The organism is Flavobacterium sp. GQ95 (assembly GCF_059758655.1).
The window spans coordinates 289,753-304,764 of the sequence record NZ_JCAXEB010000006.1; the positions used below are offsets into that span (position 1 = coordinate 289,753).

13 protein-coding genes are annotated in these 15,012 nt (G+C 32.1%); 10 read left to right on the plus strand and 3 right to left on the minus strand.

What is annotated here, in order from left to right:
• Window positions 1-179: 179 nt before the first annotated feature.
• The 6 genes from AC6CH4_RS13930 (at window position 180) to AC6CH4_RS13955 (ending at window position 6,177) form a co-directional block, all read left to right on the plus strand.
• Window positions 180-1,028, plus strand: a complete 849-nt coding sequence (locus AC6CH4_RS13930; protein ID WP_498103874.1) for a hypothetical protein — start codon at window positions 180-182, stop codon at window positions 1,026-1,028.
• A gap of 102 nt (window positions 1,029-1,130) precedes the next feature.
• Complete coding sequence (locus AC6CH4_RS13935) at window positions 1,131-1,733, plus strand: trimeric intracellular cation channel family protein (protein ID WP_498103876.1); 603 nt, start codon at window positions 1,131-1,133, stop codon at window positions 1,731-1,733.
• Between the two features lie 103 nt (window positions 1,734-1,836).
• Complete coding sequence (locus tag AC6CH4_RS13940) at window positions 1,837-2,787, plus strand: GNAT family N-acetyltransferase (RefSeq protein ID WP_498103878.1); 951 nt, start codon at window positions 1,837-1,839, stop codon at window positions 2,785-2,787.
• On the plus strand, window positions 2,784-3,938 hold the full coding sequence (locus tag AC6CH4_RS13945; protein ID WP_498103880.1) for a DegT/DnrJ/EryC1/StrS family aminotransferase: 1,155 nt from the start codon (window positions 2,784-2,786) through the stop codon (window positions 3,936-3,938). Before AC6CH4_RS13940 ends, AC6CH4_RS13945 begins: the two co-directional genes overlap by 4 nt.
• A gap of 3 nt (window positions 3,939-3,941) precedes the next feature.
• On the plus strand, window positions 3,942-5,450 hold the full coding sequence (locus tag AC6CH4_RS13950; protein ID WP_498103882.1) for an O-antigen translocase: 1,509 nt from the start codon (window positions 3,942-3,944) through the stop codon (window positions 5,448-5,450).
• The gene (locus tag AC6CH4_RS13955; protein WP_498103884.1) at window positions 5,431-6,177 is read left to right on the plus strand and encodes an acyltransferase; all 747 of its coding nucleotides are present in this window, start codon (window positions 5,431-5,433) and stop codon (window positions 6,175-6,177) included. The genes AC6CH4_RS13950 and AC6CH4_RS13955 overlap by 20 nt, the downstream gene beginning before the upstream one ends.
• A 212-nt stretch (window positions 6,178-6,389) precedes the next feature.
• On the opposite strand, the gene AC6CH4_RS13960 is transcribed toward AC6CH4_RS13955, so the two are convergent.
• Window positions 6,390-7,289 carry a glycosyltransferase gene (locus AC6CH4_RS13960; protein WP_498103886.1) on the minus strand — a complete coding sequence of 300 codons (900 nt, stop codon included), beginning with the start codon at window positions 7,287-7,289 and terminating at the stop codon, window positions 6,390-6,392.
• Between the two features lie 54 nt (window positions 7,290-7,343).
• On the opposite strand from AC6CH4_RS13960, the gene AC6CH4_RS13965 reads away from it, so the two are divergent.
• From AC6CH4_RS13965 to AC6CH4_RS13975, 3 genes are read left to right on the plus strand one after another with little or no spacing between them, the layout of a single operon-like run.
• A complete protein-coding gene (locus tag AC6CH4_RS13965) occupies window positions 7,344-8,435 on the plus strand; it encodes a glycosyltransferase (RefSeq protein ID WP_498103888.1) in 1,092 nt (363 codons plus the stop codon).
• A gap of 3 nt (window positions 8,436-8,438) precedes the next feature.
• A complete protein-coding gene (locus AC6CH4_RS13970; RefSeq protein ID WP_498103890.1) occupies window positions 8,439-8,843 on the plus strand; it encodes a sugar 3,4-ketoisomerase in 405 nt (134 codons plus the stop codon).
• The gene (locus AC6CH4_RS13975; RefSeq protein ID WP_498103892.1) at window positions 8,840-9,925 is read left to right on the plus strand and encodes a glycosyltransferase family 4 protein; all 1,086 of its coding nucleotides are present in this window, start codon (window positions 8,840-8,842) and stop codon (window positions 9,923-9,925) included. Before AC6CH4_RS13970 ends, AC6CH4_RS13975 begins: the two co-directional genes overlap by 4 nt.
• A 139-nt stretch (window positions 9,926-10,064) precedes the next feature.
• Here the strand turns inward: AC6CH4_RS13975 and AC6CH4_RS13980 are convergent, their stop codons facing one another.
• On the minus strand, window positions 10,065-10,952 hold the full coding sequence (locus tag AC6CH4_RS13980; protein WP_498103894.1) for a glycosyltransferase family 2 protein: 888 nt from the start codon (window positions 10,950-10,952) through the stop codon (window positions 10,065-10,067).
• Window positions 10,952-11,635, minus strand: coding sequence for a cell division ATP-binding protein FtsE (locus AC6CH4_RS13985; RefSeq protein ID WP_192185456.1), 684 nt, complete (start codon window positions 11,633-11,635; stop codon window positions 10,952-10,954). Before AC6CH4_RS13985 ends, AC6CH4_RS13980 begins: the two co-directional genes overlap by 1 nt.
• 353 nt (window positions 11,636-11,988) lie before the next feature.
• On the opposite strand from AC6CH4_RS13985, the gene AC6CH4_RS13990 reads away from it, so the two are divergent.
• Window positions 11,989-15,003, plus strand: a complete 3,015-nt coding sequence (locus tag AC6CH4_RS13990; protein ID WP_498103896.1) for a tetratricopeptide repeat protein — start codon at window positions 11,989-11,991, stop codon at window positions 15,001-15,003.
• The last annotated feature ends 9 nt before the right edge of the window (window positions 15,004-15,012 follow it).

Consider the following 15,012-nt stretch of genomic DNA (forward strand, 5'->3'; position numbering starts at 1 on the left):
TGCCCTAGCCCTGCTGTCCACTGTATCTTTTATGTCCGCCGCGGCGGACATAAAAGATACAGTGGACAGCAGGAAATAGCTCCTGAAAATTCTTATTCTTATTTGTAATCTATAATGATATTTGTAAGATGATTTCTTAACTTTGTTAAGAAGCTGAATTTTAATTTAATCTAAATACCATGAAAATAAAGAAAATTATTGCAGTAGTATTGATGTTGTTTGTTTCTGTTTTTAATTTCGCTCAAGGCGGAAAAAAGCTGGATAAAATTATTAAAAGAGATTACACAATTATAGAAGGTACAATTTCAAAAATATCTGATCAGGCAGTTGAATACTCACTGCCGGGTGAAACTTTGTTAATCTCACTGGATGTTTCTCAAATTGCCAGAATTGATTTTGCCAGCGGGCGTTCACAAACTTTCGACGTTTCGCAGGGAAGTACTTCTCAACCAGGTTCAGGTCAAAGTATTACTGCAGCAGAAATGAAACCCAATACGATTGCGGTACTGCCGGTTCCGTATGTGAATTCAGATACACAGCAGGGTTCTGAAGATATGGCGAAATTTGCACAAAACGATATGTATAACAAATTGTTAGATAAATCGGCCAATATTTTTCCGCTAACCGTTCAGGATTTAAGAACGACAAATAGTTTGTTGCACAAAGCCGGAATTGATCATACCAATATTGATGAAACCCCAATTGCAGATCTTGAAAAAATTCTTGGTGTAGATAATATTCTGGCGGCTAAAATTTCATATACTATGTCAACCAGTTCAACTGCATCGACTTACGGAAGTGGAAGCACAACAGTGAGCAATAATGATAAAAAGATTAAATCAAACGATTATTCAACAACAACTGCCAATACGCAAATGTATTATTATTACAATGTGTATTTTGATATGTATAAAAACACTAACAAAATTTATTCGCAAACCCGTAAACCTTTCCTTAATCTGAAAGACAGCTGGATCGATTCGATTACGTATTTATTGAAAAGAAGTCCGATTTATACTAAGAAATAGATTTTAAGAGTAAAGAGTAAAGAGAATAGAATAAAGAATAAAGAGTAAAGAATTTAAGCTTAGTAACTTAGAATCTCAGAACCTTAGCAACTTAAAAAAGAAATGTTTCACTTACTAGATATTATCGGGACGATGGCTTTTGCCATGTCCGGCGCTTTAACGGCAATGCATAAAAAACTGGATCCGTTTGGGGTTTTTATTATTGCTTTTGTAACAGCCGTTGGTGGCGGAACACTTCGCGATGTTTTAATTGGCAGAACTCCAGTGGGCTGGATGAAAGATTTGCAATATGTTTATGTGATTATTTTAGGTTTTTTGCTTGCAATTCTTTTTAGAAAAAAGTTTGATAAATTAAGAACTTCGCTGTTTTTATTTGACACTATTGGTTTGGGGGTTTTTACTTTAATCGGACTTGAAAAAGGGATTTCGATTGGTTTGCATCCTGTAATTTGTATCGCTTTAGGAACGATGACAGCCTGTTTTGGAGGTGTAATTCGGGATATTTTATGTAATGAAATTCCAACGATATTTAGAAGAGAAATCTATGCAACGATCTGTATTTTTGGTGGAATCGTGTTTTTTGCACTCAAAGGACTGAACTTAGATAACGATATTTTATATTTACTGACTTCGGTTGTGATTATTACAGTACGTTTGCTGGCGGTAAAATTCAAGTGGTATTTACCGGCATTCAGCCATAAATAAGATTTTTAACTAAAAAAATGCCACAGATTACAAAGATTAAAATGATTTTTATTCAATCTAACTTTTCAAATCTTTTAATCTTTTTAATCTGTGGCAAGAAAAAATGAAACACTATACCATAAAAAAATACGATCAAAACGATTTCACTATCTGGAACAATTTTGTTGCTCTGGCCAAAAATGCTACGTTTTTGTTTCATCGCGATTTTATGGAATACCATAGGGATCGTTTTGAAGATTTTTCGCTTTTGGTTTTTGAAGATGAAAAACTGAGAGCAGTTTTGCCAGCCAATAGAAAGGAAAATTCGGTTTATTCTCATCAAGGCTTAACTTATGGAGGTTTGATATTTTCTTCTAAATTAAAAACAGAAAAAGTAGAATTAATTTTAGACGAAATTTTATCTTTTTTTAAAGAAAATGCAGTTGAAGCGTTTCATTATAAACCCATTCCAAGTTTTTATTTCCCGAAAGGAAATCAGGAGATGGATTTCTTTTTATTTCAAAGAGGCGCTTTGCCAGAACGAAAAGAAATGAATTTGGCGGTTAATCTACAACTGCCTTTACATGTTTCGAAAAGTAAAATGAAACATTTTAGAAGAATTGAAAATCTTGATTTGGATATTATTGAAGAAAAGGATTTTCAGCCTTTTTGGAATTTTATTTTAGAGCCTCGGTTGTTGGAAAAATTCAACGTAAAACCAGTTCACGCAAAAGAAGAAATGGCTTTATTAAAGCAGAAATTCCCAGAAAATATCAGACAGTATTCCGTTTATCAAAACGATGAAATTATCGCCGGAATAACTATTTTTGAGACTGAAAATGTGGTTAAATCACAATACGGTGCCACATCAGAAAAAGGCGAACAAGTAAGAGCTTTGGACTTTTTATTTATTAATTTGCTTCATAAATACAAACGCAAAGGCAAAAAGTTTTTTGATATGGGAATTGTAAATGAAGAAAATGAAAGTGGTTATCATTCAGGTCTTTTGCAGCAAAAAGAAGAATTAGGATGTTCTGTTTACAATCAGGATTTTTATAAAATCGATATCAAATGATACCATTTCTGGATCTAAAAAAAATAAACGAACCGTATGAAACTGCTTTTCAGGAAAAATTGAAAACGGTTTTAAACAACGGCTGGTATATTTTAGGGAAAGAACTGGAGACATTTGAAAAGGCTTTCGCCGAATATAACCAAACGAAATATTGCATTGGAGTAGGAAATGGTTTTGATGCTTTGGTTTTGATCTTTAAAGGTTATATTCAGTTAGGAAAACTACAGAAAGGCGATGAAGTTATCGTTCCGGCAAACACTTATATTGCCAGCATATTGGCCATTTTACAAGCAGATTTAGTTCCGGTTTTAGTTGAGCCAAAATTAGAAACCTACAACATCAATCCTGATTTGATTCAGGAGAAAATCACCTCAAAAACAAAAGCTATTTTGACTGTTCACTTATACGGACAATTGGCTGAAATGCAGAAGATCAATAAAGTCGCAATCCAAAATAATTTAATTGTTGTTGAAGATGCTGCTCAATCTCATGGAGCTTTTGAAAATTCCAATAATTTTAAATTCCAAATTCCAAACACTACGAATGTCACTCTGAGCGAATTCGAAGAGCCTTTGCGAGCGATTGCCCATAGCTTTTATCCAGGAAAAAATCTGGGATGTTTGGGCGACGGTGGTGCGATAACCACAAACGATTCGGAATTAGCAAAAGCACTTTTTGCGCTTCGCAATTATGGTTCTGATCAAAAATATTACAATGAATATATTGGTGTAAACTCCAGATTAGATGAACTTCAGGCTTCTTTTTTAAATTTGAAATTACCGAATTTAAATACTGACAATGATAAACGTCGCGTGATTGCAAAACGTTATTTAGCTGAAATTAAAAATGATAAAATAATATTGCCGTTTTGGGATTTTTCGAATAATCATGTGTTTCATTTATTCGTAATTAGAACTGAAAATAGAGAGACTTTACAGGAATATTTAACGCAAAACAATATTCAGACTGTAATTCATTATCCGATTCCGCCACACAAACAAAAGGCATTTTCTCCCGAGACTTCGGGATGGAATAATTTGTCATTTCCAATTACAGAGAAAATCCACAACGAAGTTTTGAGTTTGCCAATGAGTCCGGTTCTAACGGAGGCTGAAGTCGATTTTATTATTGAAATTTTAAATCAATATTAGTTCGTGTCCGATAGCAAATCTTCATATCAGCAAATTCTAAAAACGACTTCACTTTTTGGAGGCGTTCAGTTTTTTAATATTTTGATTTCGATTGTCAGAACCAAATTAATAGCGGTTTTTATCGGTCCGGCAGGAATGGGAATTATTGCTTTGCTGAATTCAACTTTGGGAGTGATAAGCAGCATTTCAGGCTTTGGAATCGAAACCAGCGCTGTAAAAAATATTTCAGAAGATTATAAGAATGATGATTTAAAGACCGTTTCAAAGACCATTAAAATTGTAAAAAAGATTGTTTTTTTTACAGGTATTTTCGGAATGTTGCTGACGATTCTTTTTTCAAAAGTATTGAGCATCATTACTTTTGGAGATTCAAGTCAGACTTATTCCTTTATATTTATTGCAATAACGGTTTTGTTTAAACAATTATCATCCGGACAATTAGCCATTTTGCAAGGTTTAAGACAAATGAAATTACTGGCTAAGGCCAATTTATATGGCAATTTATTTGGGTTGCTTTTTTCGATTCCGCTGTATTATTTTTTAGGAATTGATGCTATAATTCCAACCATAATTGTCGCTTCTTTATCAGCTTTTATTTTCTCTTTTTATTATTCGAATAAAATCAAAACTGAAAAAGAAAAAGTTCCTAATTCGGTGCTTCTATTAGAAGGGAAATCAATTGTGAAATTGGGTTTTATGCTGACGATAAGTAGTGTTTTGACACTTTTATCAACGTATTTGGTTCAGATTTACATCGGAAAAAACGGAGGTTTAGAACAAGTCGGATTTTATAATGCCGGTTTTACGTTGCTTAATTCTTACGTCGGAATAATTTTTACCGTAATGAGTACCGATTATTTTCCAAAATTATCTTCTATCAATACTGATAATTCAAAAGTTAGAGAAAGTGTTATTCAGCAAGCTTTTATTTCCATAATCATTATAACGCCGATTATTGTTCTGTTTTTGACCTTCATTTCGGTTATAATTCCAATCATTTATACAGCTAATTTCAATGCTATTATTCCGATGGTTTGTTTTGGAATAATTGGAATGTTGTTTCGAGCGGTTTCGTGGGCGATGGGTTTTATTTTGATTGCAAAAGGAGATTCGATAATGTTTATTAAGACTGCTATTGGTTTTAATATTTTGTCTTTAATAATGAATGTTGTGGGGTATTATTTTTACGGATTAGAAGGTTTGGGTTTTAGCTTTTGCGTATATTTTTTCTTCCACTTTATTGGATTGAAAATCATTACCAAAAACCGATATGATTTCTATTTTAATCCCGATTTTTATAAAATCTATTTCGTTTGTTTTGTGCTCTGTGTAAGTACATTTTTGCTTCGATATATTGAAATTCCAGTTTTAAAATACAGTTTAATGACTTTAATGATTTTGATTTCGTTTGCTTTTAGTTTTTATCAATTGAATAAAAAGATGAATGTAAGCGAAATATTTACGTCATTTGTTCAGCGAAAAAAAGATAAAAATGATTCAGAACGGTTATAGAAAATGTCGCTCTATTTATCATAAATTCAAGTTTTACTGCAAAGTAAACTGGATCAAAACGCTGTATTTTAATTTTAAGAAATTCCCTTTTGAAACGGCTAAAAAGCTTCCGGTTTTCTTTTATGGGAAAGTAAAATTCACTTCAATAAAAGGAGAAATCCAGATTGAAGGAAATATCCACAAAGGAATGATTGGTTGTGGCCAGCCTTATGAACTGGATTCGGCTCACAAAGGTATAGCTGAAGTTTTTATTTTAGGAAAATTGACATTCAAAGGCAGGTTTCAATTTGGTAAAGATTGTTTTGTTTTTGTGGGAGAAAATGCAACTTGCGAACTAGGAAATATGGCTTCAATGGCATCAGACGGAAAAATAATTTGTACCGAAAAAATTATTCTCGGAGATTATGCAAGATTTGGTTCTGAAGCTCAAATTATCGATACTAATTTCCATGATTTAATTGATACGCAAACAGGTGAAAAACTGCAAAAAACAGCTCCCATTTTTATTGGAAATTATAACTTTGTAAGTAACAGAGTTTCGATTATGAAAGGAACGCAAACACCCAATTTCTGTACCATTGCGTCTAATAGTTTGTGCACCAAAGATTATAAAAATTTAGGAGAAAATATTTTGATAGGAGGAGTTCCGGCAAAATTGATTAGGAATAATATTTCAAGAGATTGGGAAGGCGAGAAAGAGCAATTGAATGATTTTTTGACGATTTGATTTAAGATTGATATTAAAATAGAAGTCCCATCGGGACGTCATGTTTATAGAAACATAATTTCATATTTTCCAAAACCCCATCGGGGTGACATGTTAAATTTATACATAGTAAAGATGTCGCTCCGCTGGAGCTTTAAATCGGTATCAAATAATTTTCTATAAACATTTTGCTCCGCTGGAGCTTTCTCATTTTGATGGCAATTATCTTTGCGTTATGCGAAAATTATTCTAAATCTTTGTTTTACTTCCAATAAAATATATTTCAAAAACAATAAATAATCAGCCGTTTTAAAAGACAAAATCATTTCAAAATGCATTCGTTTCAAAATGGCTTTATGTTCGGTTTTTGATCGATTTAAAACAATCGCTTTCTGAATTATTAAATAAGTTGAATAATTTATTTTCTTAGATCGGTTATCATTTTTAATAAAAAAATGAGTTCCAAATGAAGTAGTCGAAATTCTTTTTTTAATTAAAATTTCATCAATATAATCAAATTCATAAATACGAGAAGCCCGAATCCAAAGATCCAAATCTTCATAAGCCAGATTCTCGTCATAACCATTCAAAGCGTCAAAAACAGATTTTTTGACCATGGATGAAACAGAACAAATACTATTTCCACCAGAAATAACACTCAAATAAATATCTCCGGTTGCTCTTTTTTCGATTGTTTTTTTATCGAAATCAACGGGGAAATAATAAAAATAGAACTCGTCTTTATCATTAATTAATTCGGCATTTCCATATACAATCCCAAGATTTTTAAATGGACTTTCCTGAAAAGTTTTTAGTTGTAAGGAAACGCAATTGGGCAGTAAAATATCATCGCAGGCCAGATCAATTATAAAATCACCTTTGGCTAATTTTAATGCTTTATTGAAGGATTTTGTGCTTCCTAAATTGGTTTCATTGGCGATAAATTGAATTTCAGGATAAGCAACAAGCCATTTTTGAATTACTTCTCGTGAATTATCGGTACTAAAATCATCCACAACAATCACTTCAACAAAAGGATAATCTTGATGTATTGCTGAAAATAAACTCTCTACAACATACTTTTCCTGGTTGTAACACAAGCAAATAATGGTCACTAATGATTTATCTTGCATATTGTTTTTAAAGAGTTATATATTTGATACGAAAATAAGAAATCACGGATGATAATGTCTCACAAAAAAAAGAAAATTGCTTTAATTGGCTATCGCTTAAGCGGAGGTGGAAGCGATAAAGTGATGGCAAATATGTCTATTTTTTTTGAAAGACAAGGTTTTGAAGTGGATATTATTATTGTTTTGGATGAAGTTAGTTTTCCTTATTCAGGAAAATTGGTTAATCTGGGATTACTCAAAAACAAAAACAACGGATTCTTCAATAAAGCAAAAAGATTATGGGCTTTGCAAAGATATTTGAACGAAAATAAATTTGATTTTATTATTGATTTTCGCTTTCGAACTAAAATTATTCAGGAACTTATTTTAGCAAGGTTTATTTACAATACCAAGACCATTTTTACCGTTCATAGTTTTTTGATCGATCATTATATGCCTAATAATTCGTGGTTAACGAGATTGATGTACAATCATTGTTATGCCAACGTTGCAATTACTGATGAAATGAAAACATTGATTGAAAATAAACATCAATTGCAAAATGTAGTCACAATTCATAATCCGGTTTATTTAGAGGAAATTCTTGAAAAGCAAAAAGAAAATCTCAAAATTGGATTCGATTTTATTGTAGCGGTTGGGCAATATGAAAACGAGATAAAACAGTTTGATCAACTGATTTCAAACTATGCAAAATCTGTTTTACCTCAAAAACAAATTCATCTGATTATTGTTGGAGATGGAAATGGCAAAAAACTCAGAAAAACAGCTTTTGAGAATGATGTTGAGAAATTTGTTCATTTTGTAGGATATCAAACCAATCCTTTTCAATTTATTGTTAAAGCTAAATTTTTAGTTTTATGCAGTCAAAATGAGGGATTTCCTAATGTTATTTTAGAATCGTTGGCCTGTAAAACCCCGGTTATCTCTTTCGATTGTGATTTCGGACCAAGAGACATGATTACAAATTTAGAAAACGGAATTTTAGTTGAAAATCAGAATTGGGAAAAACTAGCAGAAGCAATGAATTTATTGGTTTCAGATAAAATTTTGTATCAACATTGCAAAGAAAATGCATTCAAAAGTACTCAGCCTTTTTTACTTGAAAAAATTGGACAAGAATGGTTACATTTACTCAAAGCCAATTAAAGTATGACAACAATTCAGGACATAGCATTAATAAAAATTCCAGTAGTTGAGGACCTAAGCGGCAATTTAGCTTTTATTCAAAATGATATTTTACCATTTGAATTCAAAAGGGTTTACTATCTTTTTGATGTGCCGAGCAGTGCTTTTCGTGGCGGACATTCGCACATAGAACAGCACGAAGTTTTAATCGCTCTAAGCGGAAGTTTTGAAGTAACGTTAAACGACGGAACCAATAAAAAAAGTTATTTGCTGAACAAGCCTAATATTGGTTTACATCTTCCAAGGGGAATTTGGAGAGAACTGGAAAACTTTTCTTCCGGTGCAGTTTGTCTGGTTTTGGCTTCTGGTGTTTTTGAAGAATCCGATTATATTCGGGATTATGATGTTTTTTTGAAATCTAAAAAATGAGACTGCTTTATATTGTTCCAAAAATAAAATCTGCTGGCGGAGTTGCGAGAGTTATTGCTATTAAAGCCAATTATTTTGTGGAGCATTTTGGTTATGAAGTTCATATTTTATCTCAAAATGAAGAGGATATTCAACCCTTTTATGATTTTGATTACGATGTTATCTTTCATAATATGATTTTGAAAGGCAATATTTTTAAGTTTTTCAATTCTTTTCAAAAACAAATTAATCAAAAGATTAAGGAAATAAAACCTGATATTATTTTGGTTGCTGATAACGGTTTGAAAGCATTTGTTTTTCCTTTTATTGTCAAAACGAAAACTCCAATTATATTCGAATGTCATGGTTCTAAATTTATTGAAGAACAAGATCAAAATACGAATTTTATCTCCAAATCAATTCAGAAATTAAAATATCGATTCAAAGATTTTAGTGCTCAAAAATTCACAAAAATAGTGGCTCTTTCAGATGAAAGTTTAAAAGAATGGAATATTGAAAACGGCGTTGTGATTCCGAATCCTTCCTGGATAAAAAGTAAAAAAACTGCCGATTTAAAAAACAAAAAAGTAATCGCAATTGCCCGGAATTCTTATGAAAAAGGTTTAGATCGATTATTGTTGATTTGGAAAGAAATCGGAGAAAAATACCCGGATTGGACTTTAGATATTTACACCGATGACGTTGATTCTTTAGAAGAAGAAGCACTAAAATTGGAGATAGAATCTGGAATCAATTATTTGCATTTTGTCAAAAACATTCAGAAAAAATACCTGAAAACTTCTATTTGTGTAATGACTTCCAGAACAGAAGGTTTTCCGATGGTTTTATTAGAAGCAATGGCTTCAGGATTGCCTTGTATGGCTTACGATTGTCCAACTGGACCAAGAGCAATAATTACAAATGCTGAAAATGGATTTCTAATTCCTGATAATAATATTGAAATGTATGTTGAGAAACTTTCTTTCTTAATTGAAAATGAAGAAGTAAGATTGAAATTTGGTTTGGATGCCAAAGAAACTTCAAAAGAATATTCAGTCAAAAAAATAATGGAGCAATGGAGGGAGTTTTTGGAAAATTTATAAGATATTAAGTCCCATCGGGACGTAATGTTTATAGAAAAGTACAATTAAATATCACGAGAACCCCATCGGGGTGGTATGTTTAAATTATACATGATGTGGATATCGCTCCTCTGGAGCTTTCTTTTATAACCGTTGTTGATTAGCTATAAATATTTTGCTCCGCTGGAGCATTATGATTTAAAGCGCAAAAATATCCCAACTTATAAAGATCAAATAAAAACAAAGATGGATTTTGAGAAAGTAAATTCTTCTCGATTTTATTTTGATTTTTTTTGAAAAGTAAGGCTGAAAACTGAGTTAATTTTAGTTTTTTCAGCAATTCAAATGCTTTAATGATTTTACTGTCTTCTGAAGAAATTTTCTTTGAATTATAAAGAAAAAACAGATTCTCTAGAGCAATTTTAGTTTTGTTTAAAAACACTTTTGAAGTCTCTAAATTCAAATGAAAAGTTGGATTTTCAATACGAGAAATTTCAAAATGATTTTTCTTCAAAACAGAGAAAAAACACAAATCTTCATAACCATATTTTGTGATGGTTTCATCAAAAGGATATTGCAGAAAAATTTCTTTTTTGATCCATAAATTCGAGGATAAAAAGGATTTAGTTTCTCTTTTTTGCCCGTAAATCCATCTTAAAAGCTGTTCTTTTTCATGTTTTTTATCTTCATAAATAATTCCACCGAAAATGATATTTTTTGATGAGTCTGAAATAGCATCGCTGTATTTTTGAATGAAATTATCATCAGCCGGAAAAGTATCGCAATCCAATATCAGCAACAAATCATATTTCGCTTTTTGAGCTAAAGAATTGATGTTTGTTCCTCTTCCTAAATTGACTTCATTTATAAAAAACGAACAATTTGGAAGTAGATTAACTTCTTGATTTAGAATGTTTTCTTGTGAATGGGATGCGTCATCCTGACAAAGAATTTCAAAAGTAATTCCACGTTTATTGCATTGTTTTACTAACTCGTTTACAAGTGATAAAACAGTATAATTATAAACCGGAATTAAGATGGAAAGCATTACACAGAGCGTTGCACCACTTCGAAGATTCTTTCATCTTCGCACTTCAAAGTTTTAGATGGGAATTTCATCAACAAAGCATAATCATGCGTTGCCATGATAACCGTTTTTCCGTTAGCGTTGATCTTTTTCAATACTTCAAGAACCTCAGAACTTGTTTGTGGATCAAGATTTCCGGTTGGCTCATCGGCTAAAATAAATTCAGGATCATTTAATAAAGCTCTGGCAATAGCCACACGTTGTTGTTCACCTCCAGAAAGTTGGTGAGGCATTTTGCTTACAAAATCTTTCATCCCTACTTTGTCCAGAACTTCATCGATTTTGTGCTCCATTGCTTCTTTTTCAGTCCAGCCTGTTGCTTTCAAAACAAAAAGCATATTGTCTTTTACAGAACGATCCGGAAGCAGTTTGAAATCCTGAAATACGATTCCGATTTTACGTCTCAAATAAGGGATTTCGCTTTCTTTTAAAGTTGCCAAATCAAATTCAACTATATGACCTTCACCTTCACTTAAAGGTAAATCTCCATACAAAGTTTTCATGAAACTACTTTTTCCGGAACCAGTTTTTCCGATAATGTAGATGAATTCACCGTGTTGAACATCTAAATTAATATGAGATAAAATTTTTCTTCCTTCCTGATATATAGTGACTTCTTTAAGAGACAGTACGATTTGTGACATAATAAAATTGATTTGATTGGTAAAAGTAAGAAGTTAACGGTTGGATTCAAAATAAATTTCAATCATTTCTGATAAAATATTGAAATGAAAAATTTCACCATATAAGTCATATAGGGCCATTTTAGAAAATTGTGGTAAGGGTTTTATTTTGAAAAACTTCTTTGACGTTTAGGATTAATTAAGTTGCTAAAAACGGCTAGCTTATAATTACTTATATGACTTATATGGTGGAAAAATCCCTGCACAGAAGCTATGAAATAACATATGTTATATTTTTTGTTCATAATAAATGCGCGAAACGTTTCGTTATAGACGGTATAAAATGATACATTTGAATACTAAATATAATTACAATGCGTAAACTTTTCTGGTTCTTTTTACTCCAAATAATCCTCATTTCGACCACAGTTTCGGCACAAAAATCAGCTATTTATACTTACGATTTAAAGGATTTTGACAAAGCACTGGCTTTATATAATGACAAACAATACGCTTCGGCACAACATATTTTTGAATATGTAAAAAATAATGCACAAACTGAAGAAGTAAAATCAGATTGTGCTTATTACATCGCCAATTGTGCCATCAGAACCAATCAGCCCAATGCGGATGCACTGATGGAAAAATTTGTCAGCGATTATCCAACAAGTACTAAACAAAATCAGGCTTATATCGAAGTTGCGCAGTTTTTCTTTGAACAGGGAAATTATCCAAAAGCGTTGCAATGGTTTGATAAAGTAGATGAAAGTTACATGAGCAAAGCTGATTCTGATAAATTTAATTTTCAGAAAGGATACAGTTATTTCAATGCCAAAAAGAAAAAAGAAGCTACGACTTACTTTAATAAAGTGGTAAACTCTCCTGAATTTGGTTCTCAAGCCAAATATTACTTAGGATTTATGGCTTATGAAGGTGACGATTATAAAGAAGCAACCAAATATTTTGATGAAGTTTCTGGCGAAGAAAAATACAAAGAAAAGCTTTCGTACTATCAGGCCGACATGAATTTCAAGCTTGGAAATTTCCAAAAAGCAATTGATTTAGGCCAGAAAGCAATGGCGAAATCAAATGAATTAGAAAAATCGGAACTGAATAAAATTATCGGAGAAAGTTATTTCAATTTAAAACAATACGGTAAAGCGATTCCGTTTTTAGAGCAATACGCAGGTAAAAAAGGAAAATGGAATAATACGGATTTCTATCAATTAGGTTACGCTTATTATGAGCAGAAAGAATATGAAAAAGCAATTTCTCAATTCAACAAAATCATCGAAGGAAAAGATTTTGTAGCTCAAAATGCGTATTATCATTTAGGTTTAAGTTACCTGAATACAGGCAAAAAACAAGAGGCTTTAAATGCATTTAAAAATGCTTCTGAAATGGAGTTTAATGCGCAAATTCAGGAAGATGCAGCGTTGAATTATGCCAAACTGAGTTATGAAATTGGAAATGCATACCAAACCGTTCCAGGAATTTTGCTTGATTTCTTAAAAAAATATCCAAACAATTCAAGTAAAGCTGAAGTAGAAAAATTATTGGTTGACTCTTATATTTCTTCTAAAAATTACAAAGAAGCTTTGGTTTTATTAGAGAAAAACAGATCGGCTGAAAATAAAGCGGCATACCAAAAAGTACTTTTTTACAGAGGTTTGGAATTGTATAACGAATCGAATTATACTGAAGCTGGAAAAATGTTTAAAAGTGCCATCAGTGAACAAAAAACTCCCGAGTTTACAGCACGTGCTACTTTTTGGAAGGCTGAAACAGAATATCTTGCAGATGATTTTCAGAATGCATTATTGAGCTATAAACAATTTGCAGGTCAGGCGGCAGCGAAATCAACAGAAGAATATAAAAATGTTAATTATAATATTGGATACACCTATTTTAAATTGAAGGAATACGATCAGGCTGCGAATTCATTTCAGGCTCAAATCGATAGTGCTCCGGGAGATAAAGTTCGTTTAAACGATTCATATTTGCGTTTGGGAGATTGCCGATTTGTAACTTCAAAATATAGTGCAGCAAATGAAGCATACACCAAAGCAATTGCGGCAAAAGGCGTTGATGCAGATTACGCTCAATTTCAAAAAGCAATTTCGTACGGTTTCATGTCGAAAAATGACAAAAAAGTTGACGAGTTGAATAACTTCCTTCAGATGTACAAAAAATCGGAGTATCGCGATGACGCTTTGTATGAGTTAGGAAATACATATGTTGCTGAGAAAAAGAACGATCTGGCAATTAAAACTTACGATCAGTTGATTTCAGAATATAAAAACGGTTCGTTTACTTCAAAATCAATTTTAAAACAAGGTTTGATTTATTACAATTCAGATCGTGACGAACAGGCTTTGGTAAAATTCAAAAAAGTGGCAGCAGAATTCCCAAAAACGCCGGAAGCTTTAGAGGCTGTTTCTACTGCAAGATTGATTTATGTAGATTCAGGAAAAGTTGATGAATATGCTACTTGGGTACGTACTCTAGATTTTGTTTCAGTTACTGACGCTGAACTGGATAACGATACTTATGATGCAGCTTTTAAACAATACAGCCAGAATAACAGCAAACAAGCGATTACAGGTTTTACAGGTTATGTAAGTAAATTTCCAACAGGATTACATACGTTGGAGGCTAACTTTTATTTAGCACAATTGCTTTATGCAGAAGGTTCAGAAGTTAAATCAGTTGCGAATTATCAATATGTAATTGATCAGCCAAGAAGTGAATTTACAGAGCAATCTTTAATGAAATTAGCTCAGATTTTCTTAAAAGCAAAAGATTGTGATAAATCGATTCCGATCTTGAAGCGCTTAGATGACGAAGCTGATTCCGCACAAAACAAAAGTTTTGCACAAGCCAATTTGATGAAATGTTATTATGATAAAAAAGATTATGATAACTCAGTAATTGCCGCCGATAAAGTATTGCAGAATTCAAAAGCTGATGCGAATGTAAAAGCCGATGCCCAAATTATCGTAGCGCGTGCCGCAATGCAGACTGGAGATGAAGATAAAGCAAAAACAGCTTACGCGAAATTATCAACGACTTCAAAAGGAGAATTAGCTGCTGAAGCTTTATATTATGATGCTTATTTTAAAACCAAAGAAGGAAAATTTGATGCTTCAAATGTATCGGTTCAAAAACTGGCTAAGAATTATTCCGCTTACAAATATTACGGAGCGAAGAGTTTAGTTTTAATGGCAAAAAATTTCTACGGATTGAAAGACAGTTATCAGGCAACTTATATTCTGGACAACGTAATCAACAATTTTACTGATTTCCCGGATGTAGTTGAAGAAGCTAAAAAAGAATTAAGTGCGATTAAATTAGAAGAATCTAAAACGAATTCGTCTATTACAAAATAAGAATTGAGA

Excerpts from the sequence above, each read along its gene's own strand:
- AC6CH4_RS13985 (WP_192185456.1), bottom strand. The coding sequence starts at position 11,635 with ATGTCACAAATCGTACTGTCTCTTAAAGAAGTCACTATATATCAGGAA.
- AC6CH4_RS13975 (WP_498103892.1), top strand. The coding sequence starts at position 8,840 with ATGAGACTGCTTTATATTGTTCCAAAAATAAAATCTGCTGGCGGAGTT.
- AC6CH4_RS13990 (WP_498103896.1), top strand. The coding sequence starts at position 11,989 with ATGCGTAAACTTTTCTGGTTCTTTTTACTCCAAATAATCCTCATTTCG.
- AC6CH4_RS13970 (WP_498103890.1), top strand. The coding sequence starts at position 8,439 with ATGACAACAATTCAGGACATAGCATTAATAAAAATTCCAGTAGTTGAG.
- AC6CH4_RS13945 (WP_498103880.1), top strand. The coding sequence starts at position 2,784 with ATGATACCATTTCTGGATCTAAAAAAAATAAACGAACCGTATGAAACT.
- AC6CH4_RS13965 (WP_498103888.1), top strand. The coding sequence starts at position 7,344 with ATGTCTCACAAAAAAAAGAAAATTGCTTTAATTGGCTATCGCTTAAGC.
- AC6CH4_RS13935 (WP_498103876.1), top strand. The coding sequence starts at position 1,131 with ATGTTTCACTTACTAGATATTATCGGGACGATGGCTTTTGCCATGTCC.
- AC6CH4_RS13980 (WP_498103894.1), bottom strand. The coding sequence starts at position 10,952 with ATGCTTTCCATCTTAATTCCGGTTTATAATTATACTGTTTTATCACTT.
- AC6CH4_RS13955 (WP_498103884.1), top strand. The coding sequence starts at position 5,431 with ATGATTCAGAACGGTTATAGAAAATGTCGCTCTATTTATCATAAATTC.
- AC6CH4_RS13930 (WP_498103874.1), top strand. The coding sequence starts at position 180 with ATGAAAATAAAGAAAATTATTGCAGTAGTATTGATGTTGTTTGTTTCT.
- AC6CH4_RS13940 (WP_498103878.1), top strand. The coding sequence starts at position 1,837 with ATGAAACACTATACCATAAAAAAATACGATCAAAACGATTTCACTATC.
- AC6CH4_RS13960 (WP_498103886.1), bottom strand. The coding sequence starts at position 7,289 with ATGCAAGATAAATCATTAGTGACCATTATTTGCTTGTGTTACAACCAG.